The sequence below is a fragment of the Bradyrhizobium sp. USDA 4473 genome (genome assembly GCF_054063335.1).
In genome coordinates, this window is sequence record NZ_JBSSGE010000001.1 from 5,921,107 (window position 1) to 5,935,056 (window position 13,950).

General features: G+C 64.6%; 15 protein-coding genes. 11 read left to right on the top strand and 4 right to left on the bottom strand.

Annotation, left to right across the window (positions count from 1 at the left end; genetic code table 11):
- The first annotated feature begins 76 nt into the window (after positions 1 to 76).
- The 4 genes from ACVW17_RS28020 (at position 77) to ACVW17_RS28035 (ending at position 3,130) form a co-directional block, all read left to right on the top strand.
- Positions 77 to 1,366 carry a hemolysin family protein gene (locus ACVW17_RS28020; RefSeq protein WP_456754875.1) on the top strand — a complete coding sequence of 430 codons (1,290 nt, stop codon included), beginning with the start codon at positions 77 to 79 and terminating at the stop codon, positions 1,364 to 1,366.
- Between the two features lie 120 nt (positions 1,367 to 1,486).
- On the top strand, positions 1,487 to 2,086 hold the full coding sequence (locus ACVW17_RS28025) for a formyltransferase family protein (RefSeq protein WP_456754876.1): 600 nt from the start codon (positions 1,487 to 1,489) through the stop codon (positions 2,084 to 2,086).
- 194 nt (positions 2,087 to 2,280) lie between these two features.
- Positions 2,281 to 2,631, top strand: coding sequence for a hypothetical protein (locus ACVW17_RS28030; RefSeq protein WP_456754877.1), 351 nt, complete (start codon positions 2,281 to 2,283; stop codon positions 2,629 to 2,631).
- Positions 2,576 to 3,130, top strand: a complete 555-nt coding sequence (locus tag ACVW17_RS28035) for a hypothetical protein (protein ID WP_456754878.1) — start codon at positions 2,576 to 2,578, stop codon at positions 3,128 to 3,130. Before ACVW17_RS28030 ends, ACVW17_RS28035 begins: the two co-directional genes overlap by 56 nt.
- A gap of 93 nt (positions 3,131 to 3,223) precedes the next feature.
- On the opposite strand, the gene ACVW17_RS28040 is transcribed toward ACVW17_RS28035, so the two are convergent.
- Positions 3,224 to 3,622, bottom strand: coding sequence for a RidA family protein (locus tag ACVW17_RS28040; protein WP_456798125.1), 399 nt, complete (start codon positions 3,620 to 3,622; stop codon positions 3,224 to 3,226).
- A 217-nt stretch (positions 3,623 to 3,839) separates the two neighbouring features.
- On the opposite strand from ACVW17_RS28040, the gene ACVW17_RS28045 reads away from it, so the two are divergent.
- Entirely contained in the window at positions 3,840 to 4,712 is an 873-nt protein-coding gene (locus ACVW17_RS28045) for a DMT family transporter (protein ID WP_456754879.1), read from the top strand.
- Between the two features lie 83 nt (positions 4,713 to 4,795).
- Here the strand turns inward: ACVW17_RS28045 and ACVW17_RS28050 are convergent, their stop codons facing one another.
- Together ACVW17_RS28050 and cysK are read right to left on the bottom strand one after the other, a co-directional pair.
- The gene (locus ACVW17_RS28050) at positions 4,796 to 5,035 is read right to left on the bottom strand and encodes a BrnA antitoxin family protein (protein ID WP_050400483.1); all 240 of its coding nucleotides are present in this window, start codon (positions 5,033 to 5,035) and stop codon (positions 4,796 to 4,798) included.
- Positions 5,036 to 5,053: 18 nt separating this feature from the next.
- Positions 5,054 to 6,028 (bottom strand): cysteine synthase A, encoded by a 975-nt coding sequence (gene cysK / locus ACVW17_RS28055; protein ID WP_456754880.1) that lies wholly within the window; start codon positions 6,026 to 6,028, stop codon positions 5,054 to 5,056.
- 227 nt (positions 6,029 to 6,255) lie between these two features.
- On the opposite strand from cysK, the gene ACVW17_RS28060 reads away from it, so the two are divergent.
- Positions 6,256 to 6,471, top strand: a complete 216-nt coding sequence (locus tag ACVW17_RS28060; protein ID WP_456798126.1) for a hypothetical protein — start codon at positions 6,256 to 6,258, stop codon at positions 6,469 to 6,471.
- A 10-nt stretch (positions 6,472 to 6,481) separates the two neighbouring features.
- Here ACVW17_RS28060 and tgt read toward each other — a convergent pair whose 3' ends face one another.
- Positions 6,482 to 7,615 carry a tRNA guanosine(34) transglycosylase Tgt gene (gene tgt / locus ACVW17_RS28065; protein WP_456754882.1) on the bottom strand — a complete coding sequence of 378 codons (1,134 nt, stop codon included), beginning with the start codon at positions 7,613 to 7,615 and terminating at the stop codon, positions 6,482 to 6,484.
- Positions 7,616 to 7,880: 265 nt separating this feature from the next.
- Here tgt and ACVW17_RS28070 point away from each other — a divergent pair, with 265 nt between their 5' ends.
- The 5 genes from ACVW17_RS28070 (at position 7,881) to ACVW17_RS28090 (ending at position 13,816) form a co-directional block, all read left to right on the top strand.
- A complete protein-coding gene (locus ACVW17_RS28070) occupies positions 7,881 to 8,999 on the top strand; it encodes a patatin-like phospholipase family protein (protein WP_456754883.1) in 1,119 nt (372 codons plus the stop codon).
- 95 nt (positions 9,000 to 9,094) lie between these two features.
- Positions 9,095 to 9,856, top strand: a complete 762-nt coding sequence (locus ACVW17_RS28075) for a TetR/AcrR family transcriptional regulator (RefSeq protein ID WP_456754884.1) — start codon at positions 9,095 to 9,097, stop codon at positions 9,854 to 9,856.
- 308 nt (positions 9,857 to 10,164) lie between these two features.
- Positions 10,165 to 10,782 (top strand): PepSY domain-containing protein, encoded by a 618-nt coding sequence (locus ACVW17_RS28080; RefSeq protein WP_456754885.1) that lies wholly within the window; start codon positions 10,165 to 10,167, stop codon positions 10,780 to 10,782.
- A 232-nt stretch (positions 10,783 to 11,014) separates the two neighbouring features.
- A complete protein-coding gene (locus ACVW17_RS28085) occupies positions 11,015 to 12,052 on the top strand; it encodes an aspartate-semialdehyde dehydrogenase (protein ID WP_456798127.1) in 1,038 nt (345 codons plus the stop codon).
- A 459-nt stretch (positions 12,053 to 12,511) separates the two neighbouring features.
- Positions 12,512 to 13,816: a calcium-binding protein gene (locus ACVW17_RS28090; protein WP_456798128.1), complete on the top strand. Its 1,305-nt coding sequence runs from the start codon at positions 12,512 to 12,514 to the stop codon at positions 13,814 to 13,816.
- Positions 13,817 to 13,950 lie beyond the last annotated feature (134 nt).

Below are 13,950 nucleotides of genomic sequence, written 5' to 3' on the forward strand. Positions count from 1 at the left end.
AGAGCAAAACCTCGCCGGCATGCCTATATTGGGCGTCGTCGGGCGGCCAACGCCGCTGAAGCTTTTGGGGACTCCCGTGTTATATCTGGAACTTGCGATCGTGACGGTCTTGATCGTCGTCAACGGTCTGTTGTCGATGTCGGAGCTCGCGATCGTCTCCTCGCGTCCGGCGCGCCTCGCCGCGCTGGTCGAACGCGGCGTCAGCGGCTCGCGCCGCGCGCTGGCGCTGGCCTCCGATCCCGGAAAATTCCTCTCCACCGTGCAGATCGGCATCACGCTGATCGGCGTGCTCTCGGGCGCCTTCTCGGGCGCCACGCTCGGCCAGCGGCTCTCGCAATGGCTGTTCGAGCTTGGCGTGCCGGCCAACGTCGCCGACGCCGCCGGTGTCGGCATTGTCGTCGGCGTCATCACCTATGCTTCGCTGATCGTCGGCGAACTGGTGCCGAAGCAGATCGCGCTGCGCGATCCCGAGGCGATCGCGGTGCGCGCCGCACCGGCGATGACGGTGATGGCGAAACTGTCGCTGCCGGTGGTGTGGCTGCTCGACCGCTCCGGCAAGTCGCTGCTGTGGCTGCTCGGCCATCGCGAGGACGCCCAGGACCGCGTCAGCGAAGACGAGATCAAGACGCTGGTGGTCGAGGCCGAGAACGCCGGCGTGCTCGAGCCCGGCGAAAAGGAAATGATCGCCGGTGTGATGCGGCTCGGCGACCTGCCGGTCGGTGCCGTGATGACGCCGCGCCACGAGGTCAGCCTGATCGACCTCGCCGCGCCCGCGCCCGAAATCCTGGCGACGTTGCAGAGGAGCAATCACTCGCGCTGCGTGGTGTTCGACGGCAACCGCGATCATGCGCTCGGCATCGTGCAGGCCAAGGACGTGCTCGACGTCTACCTCGCCGGCCAGACCCCCGACATCCGCGCGCTGACGCGCGATGCGCCGATCATCCCGGAGACCGTCGACGCCCGCGACGTGGTCGCGATCCTGCGCGACTCCGCGGTGCATATCGGCCTCGTGCATGATGAGTACGGCACCTTCCAGGGCGTGGTCACCAGCGCCGACATCCTCGAGGCCATCGTCGGCGCCTTCCATACCGAGCAGGGCCCGGCCGAGCCGGCCTATGTCAGGCGCGATAACGGCTCCTATTTGATTTCAGGCTGGATGCCGGCGCTGGAATTCAGCGAGCTGCTCGGCATCACGCTGCCCTCGCCGCGGCCTTACCAGACCGCGGCCGGCTTCCTGCTGCACGCGTTCGGCGCGATCCCCGATACCGGCGCGAAAACCACCGCGCAGGGCTGGAATTTCGAGATCGTCGACCTCGACGGCCGACGCATCGACAAGGTGCTGGCGAGCAAGGCGCCGGCGGCCTGACATTGCCAGCCGGCCGGCCTGTTGATAACGGGCAGGACAGCAAAACGGGCGGCCGCTGTGTGCTATCGGCATAGCGGCAGCCCTCGATAGGTCCAAAGTAACCCCCACGGAATTGATCCCATGCGCATTACCCTCGTCGGTTCCCGCCATTTCGGCGTGACGACCCTGAACATGCTGCGCGAGCACCACGTCACGCTGGTCAGGGTGGTCGTCCATGACGGCGAGGACCGGCTGGCGGCCGCAGCCCGGGCGGCGGGCATCGAGGTCGTGGTCCAGGCCGATCCCAAGCTGGTGACCGCCGCGGAGATCGCGCCCGGCACCGACCTGATCGTCACCGCCCACAGTCACGCCCGCGTCAGCAAGGAGGCGCTCGCCGTCGCCAAGCTCGGCGGCATCGGATACCACCCATCGCTGTTGCCGCGTCACCGCGGCATCGCGGCGGTGGAATGGACCATCAAGGAAGGCGATCCGATCGCCGGCGGCAGCATCTATCATCTCGCCGATCGCATGGATGCCGGCGCGATCGCCGCGCAGGACTGGGTGTTCGTCAAGAAGGGCGAGACCGCCCGCGAGTTGTGGGAGCGCGCGCTGGCGCCGCTCGGCTTACGTCTGCTCGGCGAGGTCATCGACTACGGCAAGGTCAATGGCACGCTGCCGGCCAAGCCGCAGGACGAGCAGTTTGCGACCAAGGCGCCCAACCTGAGCCCCGGCAAGCACTAGGCCGCATCTAGGTACTAAAATACCACATCTAGAAACGAGGAGACACGATTCTTTCGTTCCTGAGCCGGAACCAGATTCACTATGATGTGTTTGAGTTCACAGGAACATTCGGGGGTTCCCGCGACGCAGCAAATTTTGAACACATTGTGACAGGATAAGCCGCGTCATCACACGAAATTACAGGGATTTGATTCATGCGTTCGATCCGCATCCGCGACCTGATTTTGGTCGCTTCGGCTGCCGCCCTCACCGCTGCTCCCGCGTCCGCTCAGCAGCCTTATGACGGCCTTTGGAACGTCACTGTCGTCACTAAGACCGGAAGCTGCGAGCCGTCGCAGAGCTCGACCGTGACCGTCGCCGAAGGAAAGATCTCGGCACAGGGTGCGGCGATCTCCGGCACCGTCGGCAGTGGGGGACTTGTGCGAGTCTCGATCAATGGTGCATATGCGAACGGACAACTCAGTGGCAACTCCGGATCGGGGAAGTGGAATGGGGCATCAGCTGGCGTACCGTGCAGCGGCCGATGGGAAGCATCCCGTCAGTAAGATCACCAGCCTATCAAGTTTCTTCGCCAGCGCGCGGCGGCCCGCATTTGCAGCCGCCGCGTTTTTCGTGACCGCCCTCGCGAGCACGGCGGGCCATGCGCAGTCCGGCCCGTTCGCCGGCATGGCCGGCACCTGGTCGGGCGCCGGCTCGGTCACGCTGGACGATGGATCCAGCGAGCGGATTCGCTGCCGTGCGACCTATCACGTCGGCGGGCCCAGGATGACCATGAGCCTCACCTGCGCCAGCGACGCCTACAAGTTCAACCTGGCGGCCGACGTACAGGCTGAAGGCAGCGCGGTGACTGGATCGTGGAGCGAATCCAGCCGCAATGTCAGCGGCGATCTGCGCGGTCGTGGCGGCGGCGGCAACTTCCAGGTCGTGGCCAGCGCCCCCGGCTTCAACGCCGACATCTCGATGCGCACCAGCGGCAACAAGCAGTCGGTCACCATCAGGGCCGACAGCCAGTTCCGCGGCGCCAACATCACGCTGTCGAAGTAATCAATCGTCCTGCGACGAGAAAAGCCCTCGGGGTCATCCCCGGGGGCTTTTCATTTGGCCGCGCGTCAATGACCCCGCGCGCGTCCAGCGGCGCTATGCGGCCGGCACGAACGCCGTAACCTCGATCTCGACCTTGGCGCGCTGATCGACCAGACCGTCGATATAGAGCAGCGTCGACGGCGGGAAATTGCGCCCGAGCGTCTCCTTCCACGCCGCGCCGATGCCGGCGCCCGCGGCCTCGTATTCGCTGCGGCTGGTCAGGTACCAGGTCAGGCGCACGATGTGCTCGGGGCCGGCGCCGGCCTCGTTCAACAGCTTGACGATGCGCTTCAGCGCGGTGCCGACCTGGGCGGCCATGTCGGAGGCGTAATCGCCCTTCTCGTCGCCGCCGGTCTGGCCTGCGAGCACGATCCATTTGCCGGGCGCGTCGAACGCGACACCGTGCGAGAAGCCGCGGGGTTTCGACCATTCGGCCGGTTGCAAGACACGCATGAGCAGATCCTCCCTGATTGTCATTCCGGGGCGCACGCGAAAGCGGGCGAACCCGGAATCTCGAGATTCCGGGCCTGGTTCTTCGAACCATCCCGGAATGACATCTTGTGCTTAGCAGAGATCGCGCAGCCGGCGCACCACCGGTCGACGGAATTGCGCGTTGCAAATTCGTGGCAGCTCGCCGATACCGGGAATCCCTCCTCACCTCTTTTCCGTCATGGATCGCACACCCTCAAAGACCCGCGCCGCGCTGTGGATGTCCGGCTGGCTCGCGCTGATGCTGATCGTGGCGGTGGCCGGTCGCGAGGCGACGCGCGAGGTCAACGTCTTCCAGCTGATGGCGGTGCGCGGCGTGCTCGGCTTCGTGATGCTGTATCCGCTGATCGCCATGAATGGCGGGCTTGCCGTGGTGAAGACCGCACGCGTGCACGTCCACATCGCGCGTAACCTGATCCATTTCTGCGCCCAGCTCGGCTGGTTCTATGCGCTGACCCTGATCCCGCTCGGCCAGGTTGTGGCGATCGAATTCACGATGCCGATCTGGACCGCGATCCTGGCGGCGAGCTTTCTCGGCGAACGCATGACATCCTGGAAGGTGGTCGCGATCGTGCTGGGACTGGTCGGCGTGCTCGTCATCGTGCGGCCGGCCGGCGCGATCAATCCGGGCCAGCTGATCGCGCTCGGCGCGGCCGTCGGCTTCGGCATCTCGGTCGTCGTGGTCAAATCGCTGACCCGAACCGAGCAGACACTGACCATCATGTTCTGGATGCTGGTGGTGCAGTCGCTCGCCAGCATCGGGCCCGCGCTCTATGTCTGGACCTGGCCGCCGCTGTCGACCTGGGGCTGGCTCGCCGTGATCGCATTCTGCGGCACCTTCTCGCATTATTGCATGGCGCGTGCGTTGCTCCACGCCGACGCGACCGTGGTGATCCCGATGGATTTCGTCCGGGTGCCGCTGACGGCCATCGTCGGATGGCTGATCTATGCCGAGCGGCTCGACGCCTACACGGTGCTCGGCGCGGCGATGATCCTGGCCGGCAACCTCTTGAACCTGACGCCGGGCGGAAAGGCGCCGGCGCACGCGAAATGATCTCGCGTCGCGCCACGTCCAGCGCAGCTTGCCTATCGTAGCAGAGAGCCCGGGATCTCCCGGGCTCCCTGGTCCAGAAAGCGCTACTTCCCCGCGGCCTTGCGCAGGGCCGCATTGATGCGGTCCTGCCAGCCGGGACCGCCTTCCTGGAAATACTCCAGCACGTCCTGGTCGATCCGCAGCGTGACCTGCTCGCGGACGCCGGGCACGGCCACCGTCTTCGGCACCGCGTCGGCGACCTTGGTGGTGGCGCGCTTGAACGCCGCCTCGGCCTCGCTGCGGGCATCATTCAGGGTTCGCGGACGTCTCGGCTGGTCGGCCATGTCTGGGATTCCTGTGGCTCAAATTCCTTCAAACAACGCTGTCGAGAGATAGCGCTCCGAGAATGACGGCACAATCGCCAGAATAGTCTTGCCCGCAGCTTCCGGCCGCTTGCCGATCTGCAAGGCGGCCGCGATCGCGGCGCCCGAGGAGATACCGCCGGGGATTCCTTCGTTGCGCGCCAGCGCGCGCGAGGTCTCGATCGCGGTCGCGCTGTTGACCTTGACGATCTCGTCGATCACCGAGCGGTCGAGGATGTCAGGGATGAAGCCTGCGCCGATGCCCTGGATCTTGTGCGGAGTGTGCTGGCCGCCCGACAGCACCGGGCTCTCCTCCGGCTCCACGGCGACCACCCGCAGCGACGGCTTGCGCGGCTTCAGCACCTGGCCGACACCGGTGATGGTGCCGCCGGTGCCGACGCCGGCGACGAAATAGTCGATGGTGCCGCCGGTGTCGTTCCAGATCTCCTCGGCGGTGGTGCGGCGATGGATTTCTGGATTGGCGAGGTTCTTGAACTGCTGCGGCATCACCGCGTTGGGCGTCGTGCGCACCAGTTCTTCCGCGGTCGCGATCGAGCCCTTCATGCCCTGCGCCGCCGGCGTCAGCACGATCTCGGCGCCGAGGAACGCCAGCATCCGCCGCCGTTCGATCGACATCGATTCCGGCATCACGAGCTTGAGCCGGTAGCCGCGCGACGCGGCCACATAGGCGAGCGCAATGCCGGTATTGCCCGAGGTCGGCTCGATCAGCACGGTATCGGTGTTGATGATGCCGGCCTTCTCCATCGCCACGATCATCGCCGCACCGATGCGGTCCTTCACGCTGGCCGCCGGGTTGAAGTATTCGAGCTTGGCGAGGATCGTCGCGTTGACGCCTGCCGCCTGCGGCAGTCGGCGCAGCCGCACGATCGGCGTCGAACCGATCGCATCAACGATGGAGTCAAAGACGCGGCCGCGTCCGGGTTGCACTGCACTCATTGTCGACGGCGCGTCCATCAAGCGGCTCCTCGTTGCGGGATATGCTGGAAATATGCGGTCTTGCTCATTTGAGGCAGCGCACCACAACGCGCAAGTGTGAAACGGTCGCGACGCGAATTCGTTGCATCGCAAAATCGAAACCTCAGCCAAATAACGTAAAACCTACGCATTTGTGTTGCGACATGGTCAAACAAGTGCGCTTATATACTTTCGTCAGGTGCAGCTCAGAACGCAAAGGAGGTCACATGCCAGCTCTTGCTGAAGTTCTGTCGACCACGGCGTCTCGGCCCGATCCGCGCGGCAGCGATTTGCCGACCTGTCCGGTGTGTGCGGATTCCATGGTTGCGGCGGAAGCGTCGGCCTACCTCCACGCCAATTTGATCAGCTACCTCTGGACCTGCGACACCTGCGGTTACGGGTTCGTGACCAAGCACGCGGTCAAACCGATCGTGTGCAACTGATCACATAAGCTCACCTCTGAGCGATGTCCCCGCGCGCCCAACCGGCGCGCGTTTTCGTTCTGAAATCCTCGAACGTGCCGCTCGCCACCGCATCGCGGATGCCCTGCATCAGTTCCTGGTAATAGGCGACATTAATCTCGGACAGCAGCATTGCCCCAAGTGTTTCGCCTGATCGCACCAGGTGATGCAGATAAGCGCGCGAATAGTCGCGTGCCGCCGGCCACGAACTCTCCTCGTCGAGCGGACGCGGGTCGTCGATGTGCCGGGCGTTGCGCAAATTGATCTGGCCGAACCGGGTGAATGCCATGCCGTGGCGTCCGTTCCGTGTCGGCATCACACAGTCGAACATGTCGACGCCGCGCGCCACCGCCTCCAGAATGTCCTCCGGCGTGCCGACACCCATCAGATAGCGCGGCCGATCCTCCGGCAGCGCCGGTGCGGTCTCCTCGATCATCGACAGCATCACCGCCTGCGGTTCGCCGACTGCGAGGCCGCCGATCGCGTAACCGTGAAAGCCGATGTCGGTCAGCCCGCGTGCGCTGGCGTGACGGAGGTCGGGGATATCGCCGCCCTGCACGATGCCGAACAGCATGTAACCGTCCGGTGCACTTTCGAAGGCGCGCTTGGAGCGCTCGGCCCAGCGCAGCGAGAGCTGCATCGCGCGCTCGATGTTGGCGCGCTCGGCCGGCAACCGCACGCATTCGTCCATCTGCATCGCGATGTCGGAGCCGAGCAGCCGCTGCACCTCGATCGAGCGCTCCGGCGACAGTTCGACCTTGGCGCCGTCGATATGCGAACGGAAGGTCACAGCCTTCTCGGTCACCTTGCGCAATTCCGAGAGCGACATCACCTGGAAGCCGCCGGAATCCGTCAGCATCGGGCCGCCCCAGCCGGTGAAGCGCTGCAGGCCGCCAAGCCCGGCAATGCGCTCGGCGCCCGGCCGGAGCATGAGATGATAGGTGTTGCCGAGCACGATATCGGCGCCGGCATCGCGCACCTCGCGCCAGTGCATGCCCTTCATCGCCCCTGCGGTGCCGACCGGCATGAAGGCGGGCGTCCGCACGAGGCCATGCGGCGTGGTCAGGCGGCCGGTACGGGCGGCGCCGTCGGTTGCCAAGAGCTCGAAATGATTGGGAAGCGTCATGCGGCTGCTTATTGCGTGTCACTGACGCCCGATCAACCCGTCGGGTAACAGCTTCCGCGCGACTTCGTGAACGCGCACAGCCGAACGCAAGCTTGCTCTGGAACCGTGCCTCCGTTAAACAAAACGAAACCGTATCGTTTTATGTCAACAATATGGCGGTGGACCGTCCCGCCGCGACAGCAATCCCGCCCGAAACCCGATCGCGATGTCCTCCCCCTCCAGCGCCCGGCCTGACGGCATCCGCAATCGGATGACGATCGTGCGCATGATCCGGCAAGCGGCCCTGCTGTGCGGGCTTGCGGTCGTGCTGGCGGCCTGCAGCTCGATCCCGCGCACGCCGTATACGGCCGCCGACGCCGCCAGTTCGCGGGTCCTCGATCTCGACGGGCTGCGCCGTTATGCCGACGAGCCGGCGTCCAAATTCAAACTCGAGAAGGACAACCTCGCCCCGATCAAGACCTACCTCGCCCTCTCCGGCGGCGGCGCCGACGGCGCCTACGGCGTCGGTGTCCTCAGCGGCTGGACCGCGGCCGGTAACCGTCCCTCCTTCTCGGTTGTCTCCGGCGTCAGCACCGGCGGCCTGATAGCGCCCTTTGCATTCCTCGGCTCGCGCTACGACGACACGCTGAAGGAGGTCTATACCTCAGGCATCGCGGAGAGCCTGCTGCAGGACCCGAGCCTGATGCGGGTGCTGTTCGGCTCCGGCCTGTTCGGCAACAAGCGGCTGCGCGAACTGGTGGCGCGTTATGTCGGTCCGGACATCCTGAGCGAGGTGGCGCGCGAGAACACCAAGGGCCGCAAGCTCCTGATCGTCACCACCGATCTCGACACCCAACGCACCGTGATCTGGGACATGGGGCGGATCGCCGCGGTCGGAACGCCGGACGCGTTGCAGCTGTTTCGCGACGTGATGGCTGCCTCCGCCTCGATCCCGCTGGTGTTTCCACCGATCATGATCGACGCCGAGGGCCAGGGCCGCCGCTTCCAGGAGATGCATGTCGATGGCGGCGTCACCGCGCCGGTGCTGACGCTGCCCGACGCGTTGATGTTCCGCGAGCGCGCCTGGCCCGCCAATGGCCGCATGAACATCTACATCCTCGTCAACAAGAAGCTCGAAGGCAATTTTGAGCTGGTGTCGAACTCGACGATCGACGTCGCCTCACGCAGCATTTCCGCGATCACGCAGGCGCAGACCCGCTCCGTGATCCTGTCGACCTATGATTTCGCCCGCCGCAACCGGCTGGGCTTCCATTTGTCCTATATCGAGCGCGATTACCCGGCGCCGGAAACCCAGGGCTTCGACACCGGCTATATGCGTGCGCTCTACCAGTACGGCTACGACAAGGCCGCCGCAGGCCAGGCCTGGACCGCGACGCCGCCCTGAGCGGCCCGCCCCCGATACCGCCGAATGGACGAATCCGCATCGCGCGGGTTATAGACCGGAGGGACCCGTCCGACGCACAACGAGATGAATGGGCAATGGGATTGACGGCAACCAAGGCCAAGGTGGCCAACAAGGCGACCAAACGCGGCGTGATCAAGTCACGCGGCGGCCGGCCGACCCGGGACGCTGCGATCGAGCGCGACCAACGGCTGATCGAGGTCGCCACGCGCCTGTTCCTCGAGCGCGGCTTCGAGGCGACATCGATCGACGCGGTGGCCGAGGCCGCCCGCGTCAGCAAGCCCACGGTCTATGGGCAGTATGGCGACAAGCGCGGTCTGTTCGCCGCGGTGCTCCGGCGCGAGATCGCCCGTTGGCTTGCACCGCTCGCCGCCGCCGCCGCCGAGATGCACGGCGACGGCAACTGTGACGGCCAGGTCGAGGAGCGGCTGATCGATCTCGGCCGCCAATTGCTGGTGCTGAATTGCAGCGCCGATTCGATCGCCTTCAGCCGGATCCTGACCGCGCAGGCGATCAATTTCCCTGAGGTCGCCAAGCTCGCGGTCGACGAGGGCTGGTCGAAAGCCGTGTCCACGACGGCGGATTTCTTCGACCATCTGGTCGACAAGGGCGCCCTCGACCTCGAAGATACCACGATTGCGGCCGAGACCTTCCTCAACATGGTGGTCGGCCACACCCATCGGATGGCGACATTCGGGATTCCGATCGACATGAAAGCCGCCGAGACGCGGATGGAAGTGTCGATCCGGCTGTTCCTCGCCGGCGCCGTCGGGCCAAGGGACCGGCTGCACGAGGCGGCCAAGGAGGCCGCGAAGGTGCGCCGCCGGCCGTCCCGCTGACAGTTTAATAGGATCGTTTCCGCGTCTTACACGTTGCCGTGATGAGCCTTGAATAAACGGAACGAAACCGTATTGTTTAGTTGCAAAGAGACGCCGAACCCGGATCAGCCCCCCAATGGGTTTTGCGCCGCCTTGTAAACTTCGATCGTCTAGGACGGAGCTGCCGCCATCGCTTCGTCTGAACGTTCGGCGGCCGGCCTTTGACTAACAAGGGCCGGCCGCATTTTCCCGGCCCAAGAGGCCGATCCGAAGCGCGGGCAACGCGCGAGCATGAGTTCGATACAGGTTTGACGATGAGGACAGGACGATTGCGCGGACTGCTGCCTTGGACATTTGGGCCTTGGCTATTCGGAACGCGGCTCTTTGCCACCGCGCTGCTGGCCCTGCCCTTCGCCTCGCCGGCGCATGCGATCACGAACTCGGCGGCCGCAGCCCTCACCCCGCAGGACAGCGACAGCGCGCTCGACGTGCACGCGGTTCGCCGCGAGCTCGACAGCTTCCAGGCGGCCCAGATCTCGCTGCGCAGGGCGATGGCGATCGCGGAGGCGTTGCATTCCGGCGCGATCACCGCTGACGTCAGCTTCGATGGGGCGACCGAGCCCGCGGTCTACCGGGTCAAGACCATGCAGCGGGATCGCATCTGGCAGCACGCCATCAACGCCTCGACCGGCGAAGTCATCGGTGGCGAGGCTCCTTCGTCGCTGGCATCCCTCGATGCCGACGACCGCGACAACCTCACGGTGCTCAGGGCGCTCCGGCATCGCCTGGCGGACGCGGTGCGCGTCGCCGAGCACACGACCTCGGGCAAGGCGATCTCGGGTGGCCTGATGCGCGAGCGCGGCAAGCTCAATTTCGTCATCGTCGTGCTCGCCGGCAACGATCTGAAAGAGGTCATCCTCGAGCCGCCCGGCGCGCGCCGGCGCTGAGCATACCCAGTAATCCTTCGCCAGATTTTCGCCCAAAAGCCGTTGACGGACGCCGATCTGTCCCGCATAAGTCCGCACCATGATCACCGCGACCAAACGCACCAGCAAAACCACCAAGCCCTCCGGGGCCTCGGGAGGCGTGCGCGCGTAGTCGGTCGAACCGCATCATCTCTGCCCGAAGCCCCGCCTGATGAAGGTCCGGGGCTTTTTTGTTGCCTGAATTTCAACCCGAATGGAGGACAAAGTGAGTAACGATCCCGTCGTCGCGATTGTCGGCGTCACCGGCGCAGTCGGCGCCGAATTCATCGCCACCATGGACAAGCGCGGCTTCCGCGTCGGCAAGCTGAAGGCGCTGGCGAGCGCTCGCTCGGCCGGCAAGACCGTCACCTTCCGCGGCAAGCCGGTGGTGATCGAGGAGCTGACCGAGCGCGCCTTCGAGGGCGTCGACATCGCGCTGTTCTCGGCCGGCGGCGGCATCTCCAGGAAGTTCGCGCCGCTTGCGGTGAAGTCCGGCGCCGTCGTGGTCGACAACTCCTCCGCCTTCCGGATGGATCCGAATGTGCCGCTGGTGATCCCGGAGATCAACGCGCGACGGATCCGCGATCACAAGGGCATCATCGCCAACCCGAACTGCGCCGCCATCACCGCGCTGGTGCCGCTATGGCCGATCCACCAGAAGAACCGCATCAAGCGCGTCATCATCTCGACCTATCAGGCCGCGAGCGGTGCCGGCGCCGCCGCGATGGACGAACTCGTCGAATCGACCCGGGCCAATCTCAACGGACAGGTCTACACCCCGAAAGTGATGCCGCACCCCTACGCCTTCAACCTGTTCAACCACAATACGGCGGTCGATCCGGAGACCGGCTACAACGACGAAGAGACCAAGGTCATCAAGGAGACCCGCAAGATCTTCGAGGACGAGAAGATCGCGATCGGCGTCACCTGCGTGCGGGTGCCGGTGCTGCGCGCGCATTGCGAGGCGATCACCTTCGAATGCGAGAAGCCGATCACCGAGGACCAAGTGCGCGCAATCATGGCGCAGGCGCCGGGCGTCAAGATCGTCGACGACCGCGCCAAGAACTACTTCCCGATGCCGATCGACGCCTCCGGCCAGGACGACGTGCTGGTCGGCCGCATCCGCAAGGATCTCAGCGACCCCAGCGGCCACTCGATCTCGATGTTCGTCGCCGCCGATCAGCTGCTCAAGGGCGCCGCGCTGAACGCGGTGCAGATCGCGGAGCTGCTGCCTGAGCGCGCGATGGCGTGAGGGAAGCTGGAATGTGCTGAGGTCCCGCACGCCCAATGCGGCGCGCGACGACATGAAGCAGTCAGGCGATGCCTCGCTCATCAGGCTCGGCTCGGCGAGCTGGACGGCGCCTGCTCCACCAGACCTACATCGTCGACGCCGGCCGGGTTTGATCCCGGCCGATGCGGGTCGCCCCATCCTTCGAAACAGCAGGCAGGGATAGACGAGCGTCATACCAACTTCAATTGACTCCGGCCGGCAAGCTTGCTCGAATGGGCCTCGTACGATCGGCCGGTGTTACCTGCTTCACACCGGCGGCGTGCGGGCTCTGCTAAATTTTTCGCCGGTAAGTTGCCTGTCTGATGCTGGCTTTGACCTGCACGACGTTCGGTCGGCCAGCCCAACTGAACTGTCGTTAATTGGACCGGATATTTTAGGAAGCCTCATTCGCGGACAAGGCATTGTTTCGGAGGTTTCAGGATGACGACATTTACGGCCAATACCGAAGCCGTCAGTTTCGCGACACTTTTTTCCGTCTTCAGCGAGAACAATCTGGCTCATCTGGCAACCGCGTTTTCGAACGAAACCGCGTCCGGATTCACCTACACGAACGACAATGGTTTCACGACCACTGTGACCGGAACCAATTTCACTTATACGACTGTCCTGTTCGTCCAGGTTCCTGCATCAGGGACAGTTACCGGGATTTCAGTGCTGCACAATGGGTCCCCCTATTTCACGGTGACGAATACGTCGGTCGCAGTCGACTTCAGCTCATGGTACGCGGGAGGAACGGTCCAGATTCCTGTCACCGCGCTCATGAATGCCTTCTTTGCAGGCAATGACCAGATCACTGGTTCTACAGCGAGTGACTCGCTCTCGGGCGGGGACGGCAATGATACCATGTACGGCGGGGGTGGAAACGACTCCGTCGACAGTGGGCCCGGCAACAATCTTCTTTACGGCGGCGATGGCAACGACTTGGTCACCGGCGGATCAGGCAACGACGTGCTTGTCCTCGGAAACGGTAATGACACCGGTTACGCCGGAAATGGCAATAATTACATCTACGCCGGCAGCGGCGATGATCTGCTGGTTGGCGGTACCGGACTCGACGTGCTGCTCGGGGAAGACGGCAATGACTCCATCTACGGCGGCGCCGCCTTCAACTATCTCTTTGGTGGATCGGGCAACGACGTTCTGATCGGCTCAGGAGGCACCTCTGCCAGCGACGTCAACGTGATGTTTGGTGGCGACGGCGCGGATTATCTCTACGGCGGACAAGGCACCAATTACTTCTACGGCGGCGCCGGCGTCGATACCATGTATGGCGGATCGGGCCTGAATATCTTCGTCTCCTCGGGCGAGACCGACGGCAACGTCATCTACGGCGGCTCTGGCCAAAACTACGTTTATGGCTCCGATGGCGGAGATACGGTCACGGGCGGCAGCGGCGTTGATGTGTTCCTGATGGGCTCCGGCGCTGACGTTATCAACGGCGGCGGCGGCGTCGACTACGCCTGGGGCGGCGGTGGCTCGGACACTTTCGCGATCACCGATGCGGCTCCCGAGGTCATGGTGATCGAGGACTTCAATGCGGGTGGCGTCAACGACGTGCTGAATTTCTCCGGCACGTCGCTGCACTCATTCGCCGACGTCCAGGCCGCCTCGTTCTACTCGCCGGGCATCAACACGACGATCGTCACCGACGCGGCCGGCAACGCTGCCTGGTTGATCGGCGTGGCTCCCTCGCAACTCGATGCGAGCCTGTTCACGTTTACCTAGGCCGTGCACTCATCGGAAGACGTCGAGCAAGCGCAAGCGGCTCTTGAAGAGTGTTGGCGTGTCGTCGGATGCCGCCAACACGACTGCGTTTGATCTAGCGATCTGACCCGGGGTGATCCAATGCCTCGAGCCTT

What these genes read in the sequence shown, in the direction of transcription:
- cysK (WP_456754880.1), bottom strand. Translation starts at nt 6,028, where the DNA reads ATGGACGCGCCGTCGACAATGAGTGCAGTGCAACCCGGACGCGGCCGC.
- tgt (WP_456754882.1), bottom strand. Translation starts at nt 7,615, where the DNA reads ATGACGCTTCCCAATCATTTCGAGCTCTTGGCAACCGACGGCGCCGCC.
- ACVW17_RS28045 (WP_456754879.1), top strand. Translation starts at nt 3,840, where the DNA reads ATGGATCGCACACCCTCAAAGACCCGCGCCGCGCTGTGGATGTCCGGC.
- ACVW17_RS28040 (WP_456798125.1), bottom strand. Translation starts at nt 3,622, where the DNA reads ATGCGTGTCTTGCAACCGGCCGAATGGTCGAAACCCCGCGGCTTCTCG.
- ACVW17_RS28070 (WP_456754883.1), top strand. Translation starts at nt 7,881, where the DNA reads ATGATCCGGCAAGCGGCCCTGCTGTGCGGGCTTGCGGTCGTGCTGGCG.
- ACVW17_RS28030 (WP_456754877.1), top strand. Translation starts at nt 2,281, where the DNA reads ATGCGTTCGATCCGCATCCGCGACCTGATTTTGGTCGCTTCGGCTGCC.
- ACVW17_RS28035 (WP_456754878.1), top strand. Translation starts at nt 2,576, where the DNA reads ATGGGGCATCAGCTGGCGTACCGTGCAGCGGCCGATGGGAAGCATCCC.
- ACVW17_RS28090 (WP_456798128.1), top strand. Translation starts at nt 12,512, where the DNA reads ATGACGACATTTACGGCCAATACCGAAGCCGTCAGTTTCGCGACACTT.
- ACVW17_RS28060 (WP_456798126.1), top strand. Translation starts at nt 6,256, where the DNA reads ATGCCAGCTCTTGCTGAAGTTCTGTCGACCACGGCGTCTCGGCCCGAT.
- ACVW17_RS28050 (WP_050400483.1), bottom strand. Translation starts at nt 5,035, where the DNA reads ATGGCCGACCAGCCGAGACGTCCGCGAACCCTGAATGATGCCCGCAGC.
- ACVW17_RS28075 (WP_456754884.1), top strand. Translation starts at nt 9,095, where the DNA reads ATGGGATTGACGGCAACCAAGGCCAAGGTGGCCAACAAGGCGACCAAA.
- ACVW17_RS28025 (WP_456754876.1), top strand. Translation starts at nt 1,487, where the DNA reads ATGCGCATTACCCTCGTCGGTTCCCGCCATTTCGGCGTGACGACCCTG.
- ACVW17_RS28085 (WP_456798127.1), top strand. Translation starts at nt 11,015, where the DNA reads ATGGAGGACAAAGTGAGTAACGATCCCGTCGTCGCGATTGTCGGCGTC.